The organism is Streptomyces sp. NPDC001220, assembly GCF_053597895.1.
In genome coordinates, this window is the sequence record NZ_JBSFJE010000005.1 from 1 (window position 1) to 15,384 (window position 15,384).

Consider the following 15,384-nt stretch of genomic DNA (forward strand, 5'->3'; position numbering starts at 1 on the left):
ACGCCCGGTTACATTCCGAACCCGGAAGCTAAGCCTTACAGCGCCGATGGTACTGCAGGGGGGACCCTGTGGGAGAGTAGGACACCGCCGAACAATCTTTGAGGACCCCTGGTCACCAGCGTTCAGCTGGGACCAGGGGTCCTTTTGTTTTTACAATGCTTGTGTACCTAAGACAGGAGTCACCATGTCCACCAACTCTCCCGACGAGCGACCGGAGCGCGACCAGCGGCGACGGGACAGTGGTGACCGCGGTGACCGTGGCGGATACCGCGGCGACCGCAACGACCGCAGCAACGACCGCGGAGACCGCGGCGGTTACGGCCGTCGCGACGACAATCGCGGCGGCAGCGGAGGCGGTGGCTACGGTCGCCGCGACGACAACCGCGGTGGTGGATACGGCCGTCGGGACGACCGTCGTGGTGACGAGCGTCGCGGCGACGACCGCGGGGGCAGCGGTGGCGGTGGCTACGGTCGGCGCGACGACAACCGCCGTGACGACAACCGGCGTGATGACCACCGTGGTGGCGACCACCGTGGTGGTGACAACCGCGGTGGTGGCTACGGCCGTCGGGACGACAACCGCGGTTCCCGTCCGGCGTTCCAGCGGGACGACCGTGGCGACCGGGGCGGCTTCCGTCGGGACGACAACCGTGGCGGCGGTGGCTACCGCGGCCGGGACGACCGGCGGGACGACCGTGGTGACCGTCCGGCGTTCCGCCGTGATGACCGCGACGACCGTGGCGGTCGCAGCGACTTCCGTCGGGACGACAACCGTGGTGGTGGCGGCTACCGCGGCCGGGACGACCGGCGCGATGACAACCGTGGTGGCGGCGGTGGCTACGGTGGCCGCCGGGACGACAACCGCGGTGGTGGCGGTTACGCCCGCCGCGACGACCGCCGTGACGACAACCGGCGCGATGACCACCGTGGTGGTGACAACCGTGGTGGTGGCTACGGCCGTCGGGACGACAACCGCGGTTCCCGCCCCGCGTTCCAGCGGGACGACCGTGGCGACCGGGGCGGTTTCCGCCGGGACGACCGCGGTGGCGACCGTCCGGCGTTCCAGCGGGACGACCGTGGCGACCGGGGTGGCTTCCGCCGGGACGACCGCGGTGGCGACCGTCCGGCGTTCCGTCGTGATGACCGCGGCGACCGTCCGACGTTCCGTCGTGACGACCGCGACGACCGTGGCGGGCGGAGTGACTTCCGTCGGGACGACAACCGGAGCGGTGGTGGCTACCGGGGCCGGGACGATCGGCGTGACGACCGCAGGGACGACCGGCGCGACGACAACCGTGGTGGCTTCCGCGGCCCCCGCAGCGACGACCGCCGTGATGACCGCCGAGACGACCGTGGCGGCTTCCGTCGGGACGACAACCGTGGCGGCGGTGGTTACCGCGGCCGGGACGACCGACGTGACGACCGGCGTGGCGACGACCGGCGCGGCGGTGGTGGTTACGGACGCCGTGACGAGCGGGAGCGGGACCGCGACCGGGAGCCCATCAAGCGGCTGCCGATCCCGGAGGACGTCACCGGCGACGAGATCGACAAGGACGTACGGCAGGAGCTGCAGAGCCTGCCCAAGACGCTCGCGGAGGACGTCGCCAAGAACCTGGTGATGGTCGCGCGGCTCATCGACGAGGACCCCGAGGGCGCGTACGGCTACTCCAGGGTGGCGCTGCGCCTCGCGTCCCGTGTCGCCGCGGTACGGGAGGCCGCCGGGTTCGCCGCGTACGCGAACCAGAAGTACAGCGAGGCACTCGCAGAGTTCCGGGCCGCGCGGCGGATGACCGGCAGCGTGGACCTGTGGCCGGTCATGGCCGACTGCGAGCGTGGGCTCGGGAGGCCGGAGAAGGCGCTGGACATGGCCGGCGCCCCCGAGGTGCACAAGCTCGACAAGGCCGGCCAGGTCGAGATGCGGCTCGTCGCCGCCGGTGCCCGGCGTGACATGGGGCAGCTGGACGCGGCCATCGTGACGCTGCAGAGCCCCGAGCTGGCGTCCAACTCCGTGCAGCCGTGGACCGCGCGGCTGCGGTACGCCTACGCCGACGCCCTGCTCGAGGCCGGGCGTGTGGACGAGGCGCGGGAGTGGTTCGCCAAGGCCGTCGAGGCCGACCGGGACGGCAGCACGGACGCCTCCGACCGGCTGGCCGAGCTGGACGGGGTCGAGTTCGTCGACGCCCTGAACGACGAGGACACGGAGACGGACGCGGACGCGGAGACGGCGGCGGACGAGGACGAGGACCTGGACGAGGGCCCGGACGAAGACGCGGATGACGACGCGGACGAGTCCGAGGAGACCCTCGTCGAGACCGAGACCGCGACCGAGCCCGAGGCCGCGACCGAGCCCGAGACCGAGCCCGAGGCCGCGACCGAGGCTGCCCCCGCCCCCAAGGCTGAGCCCGAGGCAGCGCCCGAGACCGCCATCGAGCCCAAGGCGGAGTCCGAGACCGCCATCGAGCCCAAGGCGGAGTCCGAGCCCGTGTCTGAGGCCGAGGCCGAGGCCGACAAGGACTGATCACCGCGTTCGACAAAGGGCAGGCTCCGACCGGAGCCTGCCCTTTGTCGTTGTCGTCTTGTCGTCGTCGCTCTCAGATGTCGAGCGCCCGCAGCACCAGCCCCGACGCCGGCTTCGGGCCGAAGGACGTCGACTTACGGGGCATCGTCACGCCTTGGCGGGCCAGGTCGCGGACGACCTCCTCGCGGACCGGGTGCAGGAGGACGGCCGTGCTGCCGGCCCGTTCGGCCTTGGCGACCGTCGCCGCCGTGTCGTGGATGTACGCGATGTGCGCGTTCGAGTCCTCGGGGATGCGCCAGACGTGGTCGAGGAGCGTGGCGTGCAGGACGGTGGCGTCGAGCGTGCGCCACGCGGCCGGGCGGTCCGCGGGGATCGTGCGGGCCAGGAGATCCGGGTCCGGGCGGTCGATGAGGTGGAAGGTGCCGTCACCGGCCAGCAGGAACGCGTTGCCGGCACAGGCCGCGTCCGCGAGCGCCTCCTGGGCCTGCGGCAGGGGGACGTCGAGCCGTCGTACCCGGAAGTGGTCCCGCACGGCCGCCAGGGCGTCCGCCACCGGCAGGCCGTGCAGCAGGCGGTGGATGGCGCGGACGCGCAGCGGGTAGCGGCCGGTGTCGACCAGGAGCACCAGGCCGTAGTCCCAGGGGCTGGGCGAGGCGTGCTCCGCGCGTAGACGTAGGTAAGTGGCCCAGCGGTGATGGCCGTCGGCGATCAGGGCCTGGTGGTGGGCCAGGTCGGACTGGACACGTGCCACCTCGGCCGGATCGGTGATCGACCAGAGGCGGTGGTGGAAGCCGTCCTCCGTGGTGGTGGCCAGGAGCGGGGGGCGGTCGGCCGCCGCTTCGACGACTTCGGCGGCCGCGCCGTTGCCCCGGTAGGTCAGGAGAAGGGGTTCGAGGTTCGCGGAGGTCGCGCGCATCAGGGCCGCGCGGTCGGCGACCACCGGGGGCATGACCTCCTCGTGCGGCAGCACCACGCCCTCCGACGGTTCCGAGACCCGCAGGGCGCCGATGACGCCGCGCTGGAGCATGCCGTTGCCGTCGTGCTGCTCGTAGACGTACAGGCCGGGTTCGGGGTCCGTGGTGAGGACACCCTCGGCCTGCCAGCGGTGCAGGGTGTCGGCCGCCTGTTCGGTGCCGGCGCTGGGGGTGCCGGCCTGGGGAAGGATCAGGCGGACGATGTTGTACGGGTCGGCGGACTGGAGGTGGTGTACGCCGTCGGGGCGTACGACGACGTCGTACGGTGGGGAAGTGACGGCGGCGAGGCTGCCGACCCGGTCGGGGTCGTAGCGAAGGCCTCGGAACGGGTTGAGTTCCAGGCCTCGGCGCTCCGTTGCTTCCGAGTGACCTGCAGTGTTCATCCCGGCATCGTACGTGTGTCAGTGGCGTGCGGGATGATCGATGGGGAAAGGCGGGGCAACGAAGAGTGACGAGGAGCGATGGGGAATGAGCCAGGGTGTCAGGACGGGTCCCGAGGGCAGCGGACAGGCTCTGAGCACGGCGTATGACACGGCGCTGCTGGATCTGGACGGCGTGGTGTACGCGGGCGGCAGCGCGATCGCGCACGCAGTGGAGTCGCTGGCGGCGGCCCGCGCGGGCGGGATGCATCTGGCGTACGTCACCAACAACGCGCTGCGGACGCCGGACACGGTGGCGGGGCATCTCACCGAGCTGGGGATCCCGACCGGCGCCGAGGACGTCATCACCTCGGCGCAGGCGGTCGCGCGGCTGATCAGCGAGCAGGTGCCGGCGGGGGCGCGGGTGCTGGTGATCGGCGGGGAGGGGCTGCGGGTCGCGCTCCGGGAGCGGGGGCTCGAGCCGGTGGAGTCGGCGGACGACGATCCGGCGGCGGTGGTGCAGGGCTTCGGCGGTCCCGATCTGCCGTGGGGACGGTTCGCCGAGGCGTCGTACGCCGTCGCGCGCGGGGTGCCGTGGTTCGCGTCCAACACCGATCTGACGATTCCCAGCGGGCGCGGGATCGCCCCGGGCAACGGCGCGGCGGTGGAGGTCGTCCGGATCGCGACCGGTGCCGAGCCGCAGGTGGCCGGCAAGCCGCTGCCGCCGATGCACCGGGAGACGGTCCTGCGGACGGGTGCGAAGCGGCCGTTGGTGGTCGGGGACCGGCTGGACACCGACATCGAGGGCGCGTTCAACGGCGAGGTCGACTCGCTGCTCGTCCTGACCGGCGTCACCGACGGGCGGCAGCTGCTCGCCGCGCCGCCGCAGCACCGGCCGACCTACGTCGACGCCGATCTGCGGGGGCTGCTCACCGGGCAGCCGGAGGTGACGGCGGACGGCGACGGCTTCCGGTGCGGTGGCTGGACGGCGACGGCGGCGGCGAACGGCCTGGAGCTGGAGGGGGACGGCGAAGCCCTCGACGGCCTGCGGGCCCTGTGCGCCGCGGCCTGGACGGCGGCCGGGGAAGGCTCCTGCGAGCTGGACGGAGGCAAGGCGCTGGCCCGGCTCGGGCTCTGAGTCCACGCTGCTCACGGGACCGGGCATCGAAAGCCAAGGGGAGGGTAGGCTAACCTAACCGGGTGTTGGTCGACAGTCCTCCCGAACAGCGCGCGGAGACCGCCCCCGCGCCCCCAACCCGCCGGGCGATACGAACCCTTGGGCTCCTCGGCTCCGTCGCGGTCCTGATGCTCGTCGCCCTGGCGAGCATCGCGATCGGAGCGAAAGAGCTGCCGCTGGACCAGGTCTGGCACGGCCTGTTCCACAACACGGGGACGTACGGCGACGTGGTCGTCGACGAGCGGCTGTCCCGGACCGTGCTCGGTCTGCTGGCCGGTGCCGCCCTCGGCCTGTCCGGGGCGGTGCTCCAGGCACTCACCCGCAACCCGCTCGCCGACCCCGGACTCCTCGGTATCAACGCGGGCGCGTCGGCCGCGGTCGTCACCGCCATCACCTACTTCGGCGTCACCACCCTCAACGGCTATGTGTGGTTCGCCTTCTTCGGGGCGGCCGCGGTGGGCGCCCTGGTGTGGTTCCTGGGCGGCAGCCGGGGCGCCACCCCGGTCCGGCTGGCGCTGGCCGGCACGGCTATCAGCGCCGCGCTCTACGGCTACCTCCAGGCCGTGATGATCACGGACGGCGCGGCGCTCAACAAGTGGCGGTTCTGGACGGTCGGTTCGCTGGCCTCCGCGAACAACTCGACGATCATGCAGGTACTGCCGTTCCTCGTGGCCGGCACCCTGCTAGCCCTGGGCCTCGCCCGGCCGCTGAACGCGGTGGCGATGGGCGACGACACCGCCCGTGCCCTCGGCGCGAACCTGGGCCGCACCCGGGCCCTCGCCATGCTCGCGGCCGTCGTGCTGTGCGGCGCGGCCACCGCGGCATGTGGACCGATCGCCTTCGTCGGCCTGATGGTGCCGCACGTCGTGCGCTCCTTCACCGGCCCCGATCTGCGCTGGATCCTGCCGTACGCGACGATCCTGTCGCCCGTGCTGCTGCTGGGCGCCGATGTCGTCGGCCGGGTCGTCGCCCGTCCCTCGGAGCTTCAGGTCGGCATCGTCACCGCGATCATCGGCGGGCCGGTCTTCATTCTTCTCGTACGACGGCGGAGGACGGCCCAGCTGTGAGGAACACGCGTACCCTACGCACCCCTGGCGGGCTCTCCCTGCGGACGGAGCTGCGCGCGCTGGTCGTCGTGACCGCGTTGCTGCTGGCCGCGTGTGCCGCGAGTGTCGTGCTGATCGGCACCGGCGACTTCCCGATCTCCTTCGGCGACGTGGTGAGGACGCTGGCCGGCAACGGCACCGCGGGCCAGGACTTCATCGTCAACGAACTGCGGCTGCCGCGCGTTCTGGTCGGTCTGCTGGTCGGCGCCTCGCTCGGCCTCGGCGGCGCGCTGTTCCAGTCGATCTCCCGCAACCCGCTCGGCAGTCCGGACGTCCTCGGCCTCTCCCAGGGTTCGACGTCCGGCGCGCTCGTCGTCATCGTGCTGACGTCCGGGGACGCGGCCCAGGTCACCGTCGGCGCGCTGGTCGGCGGTCTGCTGACCGGCCTCGCCATCTATCTGCTCGCCTGGAAGCAGGGCGTGCACGGCTACCGGCTGGTCCTGGTCGGTATCGGCGTGTCGGCGGTCGTCACCGCGGTCAACGGCTATCTGCTCACCAAGGCCGACTTCGTCGACGCGACCCGGGCGGTCGTCTGGATGACCGGTTCCCTCAACGGCCGGGACTGGAGCCAGGTCTGGCCGCTGCTCGCGCTGTGTGCCGTCCTCGTCCCGGCGGCTCTCGCCAACGCGCGCGGCCTGCGGATGATGGAGATGGGCGACGACGTGTCCAACGCCCTCGGCGTGCGCGTGGAGCGGGTACGGCTGCTGCTGATGGTGTCGGCCGTGCTGCTGACCGCGGCCGCCACCGCCGCCGCGGGCCCGGTCAGTTTCGTGGCGCTCACCGCCCCGCAGCTCGCCCGCCGTCTCACCCGCTCGCCCGGCCCCAACCTGCTGCCCTCGCTCTGCATGGGCGCCACCCTGCTGGTCACCGCCGACTGGGCCTCCCAGCGCGCCTTCGGCGCGGACCAGCTGCCCGTGGGCGTGGTCACCGGCGTCCTCGGCGGGATCTACCTGCTGTGGCTCCTCGTCACCGAACGCAGGGCGGGCCGGATATGAGCGCGAATCCCCAGACAGACAGCAAGAGGAGCACAGTGAACCGCCTGTCCGCCGAGAACGTCACCCTCGCCTACGACCAGCGGGTCATCGCCGAGCAGTTGTCGGTGGAGATCCCCGACAACTCCTTCACGGTGATCGTCGGCCCCAACGCCTGCGGCAAGTCGACGCTCCTGCGCGCGCTGTCCCGGATGCTCAGGCCCAGCCAGGGCCGGGTGCTGCTCGACGGGCAGGTCATCCAGTCGATGCCGGCGAAGAAGGTCGCCCGCACCCTCGGCCTGCTGCCCCAGTCGTCCATCGCGCCCGACGGCATCACCGTCGGCGACCTGGTCGGCCGCGGCCGCTACCCGCACCAGGGACTGCTGCGCCAGTGGTCCGCCGAGGACGAGCGGGTCGTCCAGGAGTCGATGGCCCAGACGGGTGTCGCCGAACTCGCCGACCGGTACGTCGACGAGCTGTCCGGCGGTCAGCGGCAGCGTGTGTGGATCGCCATGGCGCTCGCCCAGCAGACCCCGCTGCTACTCCTCGACGAGCCGACCACCTACCTGGACATCCAGCACCAGATCGACGTCCTCGACCTCTGCGCCGAGCTGCACGAGGAGCAGGGCCGGACGCTGGTCGCCGTGCTGCACGACCTCAACCACGCGGCCCGGTACGCCACCCATCTCATCGCGCTGCGCGACGGCGAGGTGATCGCCGAGGGCGCCCCGAACGACATCGTCACCGCGAAGCTGGTCGAGGACGTCTTCGGGCTGCGCTGTCAGATCATCGACGACCCGGAGACAGGCACCCCGCTGGTGGTGCCGGCCGCCCGGAAGGCACGGCTCACAGCAGCTTCCTGAGCCGGAACAGGTCCAGCAGGTTCGCGTCCAGTTTCACCCGGCCCGAGCCCCAGGCCCCGGCGAAGTTCAGCTCGCCGTCGACCAGGGCCACCAGGTCGTCGCCGGCCATGGCCAGCCCGATCTGCGCCTTCTCCCGCGGCGGCCCGGGAAACGTCTCCTCCACCTCGATCCGGCCGCCGGTGAGCCGGCCCGCGAAGGTGACGTCCAGGTCGGTGATGTGGCAGCTGACGGTTCGGTCCATGGCGGCGGCCGCGCGGACATCGCCCTCGGCGCCGCCCATGGTGTGGGAGAGCTTGTCGAGTGCGGCGCGGCACTCCTCGATCGTGGCCATCGCGATCGACGGTACCCCAGCGGTTCGGGGTAGCGTCGGGGCATGACCGACTCTGTGCCCGAGGGCCGGGTGGCGGAGGCGGCGGAAGCGGTACCGGCCGAGCCCGAGTACGACCCCGCCGCCCCGGCCCCGTTGAACGTCCCCCGCACCCCCACCGGCGACGCCGAGGTCGACGACCGGCTCGACCGGCTGGGCGACGCCGACCACCTCGCCACGGACGGGCATCTGGAGGTGTACGAGGATGTACACCGGGGGCTGCGCGACGCGCTCACCGCGCTCGACGCCCGCCCCGGGCCTCCGGCGCCCACACCGCCGTACGGCGACCGGGCGCCCACACCGTCGTACCACCAGAGCAGGAGCTGAACCGAACGTGGCAGGAGTCGCACGCCGCCGTCTGGACGCGGAGCTGGTCCGCCGTAAGCTGGCGCGCTCGCGCGAGCACGCCAGCCAGCTGATCGCCGCCGGGCGGGTCACCGTCGGCAAGACCCTCGCGACCAAGCCGGCCACCCAGGTGGAGACCGCCGCGGCCATCGTGGTGCAGTCCGACGACAGCGACCCCGAGTACGTGTCCCGGGGCGGTCACAAGCTGGCGGGGGCGCTGGCGGCGTTCGTCCCGCAGGGGCTCGTGGTCGAGGGGCGGCGGGCGCTGGACGCGGGTGCGTCCACCGGAGGCTTCACCGACGTGCTGCTGCGCGCGGGCGCCGCGCATGTCGTCGCCGTCGACGTCGGATACGGCCAACTCGCGTGGTCTCTGCAGAGCGATGAACGCGTCACCGTCAAGGACCGTACGAACGTACGCGAGTTGACGCTTGAAGCGATCGATGGGGAGCCTGTGGATCTTGTCGTGGGTGATCTGTCCTTCATCCCGCTCGGGCTGGTGCTGCCGGCCCTGGCGCGGTGTGTGAAGCCGGACGCCGACCTGGTGATGATGGTCAAGCCGCAGTTCGAGGTGGGCAAGGAACGGCTGGGCAGCGGGGGAGTCGTACGGAGTCCGCAGCTGCGGGCGGAGGCCGTGCGGGGGGTCGCCGAGCGGGCGTGGGAGCTGGGACTCGGGGTGAACGGTGTCACCGCCAGTCCGCTGCCCGGGCCGTCCGGCAATGTCGAGTACTTTCTGTGGCTGCGGGCCGGGGCACCCCGACTGGACCCGGCCGACGTTGACCGTGCAGTGGCGGAGGGGCCGCGTTGACACAGAACCGAGCTCGTACTGTTTTCCTGCTGGCCCACACCGGGCGGCCTGCGGCGATCCGCAGCGCCGAGCTTGTGGTGAAGGGGCTGCTGGCGGCCGGAGTCGGCGTGAGGGTCCTGGATTTCGAGGCCCGCGACCTGCCGCTTCCCGAGGAGGTCGAACTCGTCGAGGAGGCCTCGCCGCACAGCCTCGACGGCTGCGAGCTGCTGATCGTGCTCGGCGGTGACGGGACGCTGCTGCGCGGCGCCGAGTTCGCACGGGCCTCCGGGGTGCCGATGCTCGGCGTCAACCTCGGCAGCGTCGGCTTCCTCGCGGAGGCCGAGCGGGACGACCTCGACAAGGTCGTGGACCGGGTGGTGAGCAGGGCGTACGAGGTCGAGGAGCGGATGACCGTCGACGTCGTCGTGCACCGCAACGGGGACATCGTGCACACCGACTGGGCGCTGAACGAGGCGGCCGTGCAGAAGGCGGGCGCCGAGAAGCTGCTCGAAGTGGTGCTGGAGATCGACGGGCGGCCGGTGACGGGGTTCGGGTGCGACGGGATCGTGCTGTCGACGCCTACCGGGTCCACGGCGTACGCGTTCTCCGCGGGCGGCCCGGTGGTGTGGCCGGAGGTGGAGGCGCTGCTCATGGTGCCGATCTCCGCGCACGCGCTGTTCGCCAAGCCGCTGGTGACCTCGCCGGACTCGGTGCTGGCGGTGGAGGTGCTGCCGCACATCCAGCCGGGCGTGCTGTGGTGCGACGGACGGCGGACCGTCGAGCTGCCGCCGGGGGCGCGGGTCGAGGTGCGGCGGGGGGCGGTGCCGGTGCGGCTGGCCCGGCTGCACCACGCGTCGTTCACGGACCGGCTGGTGGCGAAGTTCGCGCTGCCGGTGTCCGGGTGGCGGGGGGCGCCGCAGTAGCGTTTCGAAAGGGGGGCGGGGAGCGTCGGCGAGTGCGGGTGCTTCGTGGCCTGTCGCGCAGTTCCCCGCGCCCCTTGGCAGGTGTACTCGCCGGCGTGTCGATGCGGCCCCGCCCCCTTGGGGACGCCTCCACCCGCCCGAGTGACAAGGGCACCTCGCACTCTGCGGCCCCGACCTCGTAAGGTCTTCTCCGTGCTGGAAGAAATGCGGATACGGTCGCTCGGGGTCATCGACGACGCTGTCGTCGAGTTGTCGCCGGGGTTCACCGCCGTCACCGGTGAGACCGGTGCGGGCAAGACCATGGTGGTCACCAGCCTGGGGCTGCTGCTCGGTGGGCGGGCCGATCCCGCGCTCGTGCGGATCGGCTCCGAGAAGGCGGTCGTCGAGGGACGGCTCACCGTGCCACCTGGCACCTCCGCGGTCGTACGGGCCGAGGAGGCAGGCGCCGAGCTGGACGACGGGGCGCTGCTGATCAGCCGTACCGTTTCCGCCGAGGGCCGCTCCCGGGCGCACCTCGGCGGGCGGAGCGTGCCCGTGGGGCTGCTCGCGGAACTCGCCGACGACCTGGTGGCCGTGCACGGCCAGACCGACCAGCAGGGCCTGCTGAAGCTGTCCCGGCAGCGGCAGGCCCTGGACCGGTACGCCGGCGACGGGGTCACCGTGCCGCTCGCCAAGTACGGCGAGGCCTACCGGCGGCTGCGGGCCGTGGCGGTGGAGCTGGAGGAGATCGTCACCCGGGCGCGTGAGCGGGCCCAGGAAGCCGACATGCTGCGCTTCGGCCTCGATGAGATCGCCGGCGTGGAGCCGCGGGCCGGCGAGGACGTCGAGCTCGCCGAGGAGGCCGAGCGGCTCGGGCACGCCGAGGCGCTGTCGTCGGCCGCGACCGCCGCGCACTCCGCGCTCGCGGGCAACCCCGAGGACCCCGAGGGCATCGACGCGACCACCCTCGTGGCGGGCGCCCACCGGGCCCTGGAGGCCGTACGGTCGCACGACCCGGCGCTGGCCGCGCTCGCCGACCGGATCGGCGAGGTCGGGATCCTGCTGGGGGACGTGGCGGGCGAGCTGGCCGGATACGCCGACGACCTCGACGCCGACCCGCTGCGGCTCGCGGCCGTGGAGGAGCGGCGCGCCGCGCTCACCGCGCTCACCCGCAAGTACGGCGAGTACGGCGACGGCATCGACGCGGTGCTGGCCTGGGCCGAACGGGGTGCCGCGCGGCTGACCGAACTCGACGGCGACGACGAGCGGATCGACGGGCTGACCGCCGAACGCGATGCCCTCCGTGCGGAACTGAGCGGGCTCGCGCAGGCGTTGACCGACGCGCGTACCGAGGCCGCCGCGCGCTTCGCGGCCGCCGTCACCGCCGAGCTGGGCTCGCTCGCGATGCCGCACGCGCGCGTGTCCTTCGACATCCGCCAGACCGAGGACCCGGAGGGCGTGGAGGTCGGCGGGCGCACGGTCGCCTACGGTCCCTCGGGCGCCGACGAGGTCGAACTGCTCCTCGCCCCGCACCCCGGCGCCCCGCCCCGGCCGATCGCCAAGGGCGCCTCCGGCGGTGAGCTGTCCCGGGTGATGCTCGCGGTGGAGGTCGTCTTCGCGGGCACCGACCCGGTCCCGACCTACCTCTTCGACGAGGTCGACGCGGGCGTCGGCGGCAAGGCCGCGGTCGAGATCGGCCGTCGGCTGGCGAAGCTCGCCAAGTCGGCGCAGGTGGTCGTGGTCACGCACCTCCCCCAGGTCGCCGCCTTCGCCGACCGGCAGTTGCTGGTCGAGAAGACGAACGACGGGTCGGTCACGCGCTCGGGTGTGAAGGTCCTGGAGGGCGAGGAGCGGGTCCGGGAGCTGTCCCGGATGCTCGCCGGACAGGAGGACTCGGAGACGGCACGGGCCCACGCGGAGGAACTGCTCGCCACCGCGAGAGCGGACGCCTGACGCGCCCCTGCGGGGGGCGCGGGGCCTCGTCGGTGAGCGAGGGCTCCGCCAGGTGGGCGCGACAACGCGCCCACCCCTCCGCGCGCGAGCCCGCGCCCGTGCCCCCTCGGCTTGCCGTACTGTCACTCTCACGGGTGACACACTCCGGCGCGTGCCCCGGCCCGCCCCGGTATGCCCCTCCTCGGAGCCCCGCAGTGCCCCCCTCGGCCGATACCTTCTCTACGTACCCTCGTGACCGCCCCGACGCCGAACACAGGAGCCCGGCTGCGTGAGCCCCGTGAGCAGCAACGCATCGCACGGTCAGTCGCCGCTGCGCACCGTGCAGGTGCTGGGCGGTGGCAACGCCGGCAGCAGTGCGCACGTGCGTTCGCTCGCCGCCGGTCTTGTCGCACGGGGCGTGCGGGTCACGGTGTGCGCCCCCGTCGAGGCCGACCGCGCCTACGACTTCTCGGGCGTCGGCGCCGACCACGTCCACGTACCGCGCAGCAGTGACCCGGGGTCGGTGGCCGCGCTGCGTGCCGCCTGTACCGATGCCGACCTGGTGCACGCGCACGGTCTGCACGCCTCCTTCCGTGCCGTGCTGGCGCTCAGCGGCCGCAGTACCCCGCTCATCGTCACCTGGCACAACCGGGCGGAGGCCGAGGGCGCCCGGGCGCATCTGCTGCGGATGCTGGAGCGACGGGTGGTGCGCACGGCCGCCGTGGTGCTGGGCACGACCTCCGACCTGGTGGACCGCGCCCGCCGTACCGGCGCCCGGGACGCGCGGCTCGCCGCCGTGACGCTGCCCGGTCTACGGCGGCCCGTGGAGCAGGAGGACGCGGACCGGCTGCGGCCCAAGGTGCGGGCCGAACTCGGCGCCATGGGACGGCCGTTGCTCATCGCGGTCGGCTCCCTCGACCGGCACCGCGGCTATGACGTCCTGCTGGACGCGGCACGTGCCTGGTGCCGGCTCGATCCGGTACCGCTGCTCGTCATCGCGGGGGAGGGGCCGCTGCGTGCGGTGCTGCAGCGGCGGATCGAGGACGAGCAGCTGCCCGCCCGGCTCATCGGCCGCCGCGACGACGTCGGCGAACTGCTCGCCGCCGCGGATCTGGCGCTGCTGCCCAGCAGTTGGGAGTCGCGTTCGGTACTGGCCCAGGAAGCCCTGCACGCGCGTGTGCCGCTCGTCGCGACCGCTGTCGGCGGTATCCCCGACCTGGTCGGCGACGCGGCCGAACTCGTCCCCTACGGCAACGCTGCCGCCCTCGCCGACACCGTCCTACGACTGCTCGACGACCCGGAGCGCTGCGAGGAACTGCGCGAGAAGGGCGCCCGGCAGGCGGCGAGCTGGCCGACGGAGGACGAGACGGTCACCCAAGTGCTCAGTGTGTACGACGAGTTGACCCAGCCCCGGCCGCTGTAGCGGCTACGGGGCGTGCCGGCGGGCCCGCAGGGCGAGGCTCAACGCCAGGACCACCTGGGGGTCGTCGAGGTCGGTGCCCAGCAACTCGCCGATCCGGGCGAGCCGGTTGTAGAGGGTCTGCCGGTTGAGGTGGAGTTCACGGGCCGTCTCCGCCTTGCGGCCGGCATGCGCCAGGTAGGTCTCCAGGGTGGGCAGCAGGGGCGGCCTGGAGCGGTTGTCGTGGTCCCGGAGCGGGCCGATCGCCCGGTCGACGAAGGCCGCCAGGTCGGGGTGGTCGCGCAGCCGCCACAGCAGGAGGTCGATGTCGAGGCGGCGGGCGTCGTACCAGGGGCGGTCGGACAGGCCCTGGGCCGCCGTCGCCGTCTCGGCCGCGTGCCGCAGACCCGCCGAGGCGGCCGCCCAGCCGCCGGCCGCCCCGACCACCACGACCGGGGGAGCGGACCCGGGACGCCGCATCCCGGCGCGCTCCACGCCCGCCCGCAGCGCCGCCGCGACCCGGTCCGCGACCGTCGCCCGCTCCGCCTCCGAGCGCAGGCCCAGCAGGAGCGGTACCCGGCCCTCCACCGGCCGTACCCCGAGGAGCACGGGCGCGCCCACGGCCGCCAGCTCCTCGCCGACCGCCCGGGCCAGTACCGCCCAGCCCCCGCTCGGGGACAGCGAGTCGCCGACCCGCATGACCACCGGCAGCAGCGGGCTGTTGCCGGGCTTGAAGCCGAGGACGCGGGCCTGGGACGGGGCGTCCGCCGCGGTGATGCGGCCCTCGGCGAGATCGGTCAGGAAGTCGCCGCGGCCGCGGGCCGCCAGCTCCTCCTCCTGACGGGCCTGCATCAGGACGACGGCCAGGATGCCGGCGGCCCGCTCGGCGGCCATGCGGTGCACGGAGGTGAGCGGCCCGCGTACCGGCAGCAGCACCAGCCGGGCGCGCACCGAGCCGGTCCCCGGTCCGCCGCCCGGCACATCCACCAGGACGGCCCCGGTCGGCGGCGGCGCGTGCTTGTGCTGGCCGCGCAGCCCCTCCCACACCTGGAGCGGATCCGCGCCCTCGGGCCCCGATCCGGCGGCGTACAGCAGCTGGCCGTCGGTGGTCTCCAGGAAGACCGGGTTGCCGCAGAAGCCGGCGAGGATCGCCAGGACCTGGGGGACCCCGCCGCCGCCCAGCAGGGCCTCGGTGCAGCGGCGGTGCACCTCCTCGGCGCGCTGGAGGAGCGTGTAGTGGTGGTTGACGATCTCGGTGTGGATCTCCTCCGTCACCGTCACGAAGGGCACCTCGCGGTGCAGCGCGACCAGCGGCAGTCCGGTCGCCCGGGCGGTGTCGACGAGGGTGGCGGGCAGCCGGGAGAAACGCGGGCCCAGCTCCACCACCAGGGCGGCGATGCCCCGATCGGCGAGCGTGCGCACGAACGCCCGCTGGTCGCCCGGCCGGGTGCCCAGCCCGTAGCCGGTGGTGAGCAGCAGCTCGCCGCCCTTCAGCAGCGAGGCGATGTTCGGCACCTCGCCGGCGTGCACCCAGCGCACGGTCCGGCCCAGCCGGTCGGCGCCCGCCAGGATCTCCGGGAGCCCGCTGCGCAGCCCGGGCAGCTCCAGCGCCCGCTGCACGGTGATCCCGTGGGTGTCGAATCCGCTGCCCGTACCGCTGTCCATGGAGCGGACGCTACCTGGGCGA

General features: G+C 73.3%; 13 protein-coding genes and 1 rRNA gene. 11 read left to right on the plus strand and 3 right to left on the minus strand.

Translation table 11 applies throughout. From position 1 onward, the window contains the following. Both rrf and ACWDGI_RS13435 read left to right on the plus strand, forming a co-directional pair. Window positions 1-93 (plus strand): 5S ribosomal RNA (gene rrf / locus ACWDGI_RS13430); the annotation flags it as partial. Between the two features lie 1,408 nt (window positions 94-1,501). After that, a complete protein-coding gene (locus ACWDGI_RS13435) occupies window positions 1,502-2,518 on the plus strand; it encodes a tetratricopeptide repeat protein (protein WP_450759277.1) in 1,017 nt (338 codons plus the stop codon). A 73-nt stretch (window positions 2,519-2,591) separates the two neighbouring features. On the opposite strand, the gene ACWDGI_RS13440 is transcribed toward ACWDGI_RS13435, so the two are convergent. Beyond that, the gene (locus ACWDGI_RS13440) at window positions 2,592-3,875 is read right to left on the minus strand and encodes a DUF1015 domain-containing protein (protein WP_450758516.1); all 1,284 of its coding nucleotides are present in this window, start codon (window positions 3,873-3,875) and stop codon (window positions 2,592-2,594) included. Between the two features lie 85 nt (window positions 3,876-3,960). On the opposite strand from ACWDGI_RS13440, the gene ACWDGI_RS13445 reads away from it, so the two are divergent. From ACWDGI_RS13445 to ACWDGI_RS13460, 4 genes are all read left to right on the plus strand, one after another. Next, window positions 3,961-4,989, plus strand: a complete 1,029-nt coding sequence (locus ACWDGI_RS13445; protein WP_450758518.1) for an HAD hydrolase-like protein — start codon at window positions 3,961-3,963, stop codon at window positions 4,987-4,989. Between the two features lie 62 nt (window positions 4,990-5,051). Beyond that, window positions 5,052-6,095, plus strand: coding sequence for a FecCD family ABC transporter permease (locus ACWDGI_RS13450; RefSeq protein ID WP_450758520.1), 1,044 nt, complete (start codon window positions 5,052-5,054; stop codon window positions 6,093-6,095). Beyond that, window positions 6,092-7,129, plus strand: a complete 1,038-nt coding sequence (locus ACWDGI_RS13455; protein WP_450758522.1) for a FecCD family ABC transporter permease — start codon at window positions 6,092-6,094, stop codon at window positions 7,127-7,129. Before ACWDGI_RS13450 ends, ACWDGI_RS13455 begins: the two co-directional genes overlap by 4 nt. Beyond that, on the plus strand, window positions 7,126-7,968 hold the full coding sequence (locus tag ACWDGI_RS13460; protein ID WP_450758524.1) for an ABC transporter ATP-binding protein: 843 nt from the start codon (window positions 7,126-7,128) through the stop codon (window positions 7,966-7,968). The genes ACWDGI_RS13455 and ACWDGI_RS13460 overlap by 4 nt, the downstream gene beginning before the upstream one ends. On the opposite strand, the gene ACWDGI_RS13465 is transcribed toward ACWDGI_RS13460, so the two are convergent. Next, window positions 7,952-8,299, minus strand: a complete 348-nt coding sequence (locus ACWDGI_RS13465; RefSeq protein WP_351699480.1) for a sterol-binding protein — start codon at window positions 8,297-8,299, stop codon at window positions 7,952-7,954. The genes ACWDGI_RS13460 and ACWDGI_RS13465 overlap by 17 nt on opposite strands. 42 nt (window positions 8,300-8,341) lie before the next feature. Between ACWDGI_RS13465 and ACWDGI_RS13470 the strand changes: the two genes are divergently transcribed. The 5 genes from ACWDGI_RS13470 (at window position 8,342) to ACWDGI_RS13490 (ending at window position 13,721) form a co-directional block, all read left to right on the plus strand. Then, the gene (locus ACWDGI_RS13470; RefSeq protein ID WP_450758526.1) at window positions 8,342-8,662 is read left to right on the plus strand and encodes a hypothetical protein; all 321 of its coding nucleotides are present in this window, start codon (window positions 8,342-8,344) and stop codon (window positions 8,660-8,662) included. Between the two features lie 7 nt (window positions 8,663-8,669). After that, complete coding sequence (locus ACWDGI_RS13475) at window positions 8,670-9,485, plus strand: TlyA family RNA methyltransferase (protein WP_450758528.1); 816 nt, start codon at window positions 8,670-8,672, stop codon at window positions 9,483-9,485. Then, window positions 9,482-10,387, plus strand: coding sequence for an NAD kinase (locus ACWDGI_RS13480; RefSeq protein WP_384489717.1), 906 nt, complete (start codon window positions 9,482-9,484; stop codon window positions 10,385-10,387). Before ACWDGI_RS13475 ends, ACWDGI_RS13480 begins: the two co-directional genes overlap by 4 nt. 204 nt (window positions 10,388-10,591) lie before the next feature. After that, window positions 10,592-12,319, plus strand: coding sequence for a DNA repair protein RecN (gene recN, locus ACWDGI_RS13485; RefSeq protein ID WP_450759279.1), 1,728 nt, complete (start codon window positions 10,592-10,594; stop codon window positions 12,317-12,319). A 268-nt stretch (window positions 12,320-12,587) separates the two neighbouring features. Then, window positions 12,588-13,721 (plus strand): glycosyltransferase family 4 protein, encoded by a 1,134-nt coding sequence (locus tag ACWDGI_RS13490; RefSeq protein WP_450758530.1) that lies wholly within the window; start codon window positions 12,588-12,590, stop codon window positions 13,719-13,721. 3 nt (window positions 13,722-13,724) lie between these two features. Here the strand turns inward: ACWDGI_RS13490 and ACWDGI_RS13495 are convergent, their stop codons facing one another. After that, window positions 13,725-15,362, minus strand: a complete 1,638-nt coding sequence (locus ACWDGI_RS13495) for a PucR family transcriptional regulator (protein WP_450758532.1) — start codon at window positions 15,360-15,362, stop codon at window positions 13,725-13,727. Window positions 15,363-15,384 lie beyond the last annotated feature (22 nt).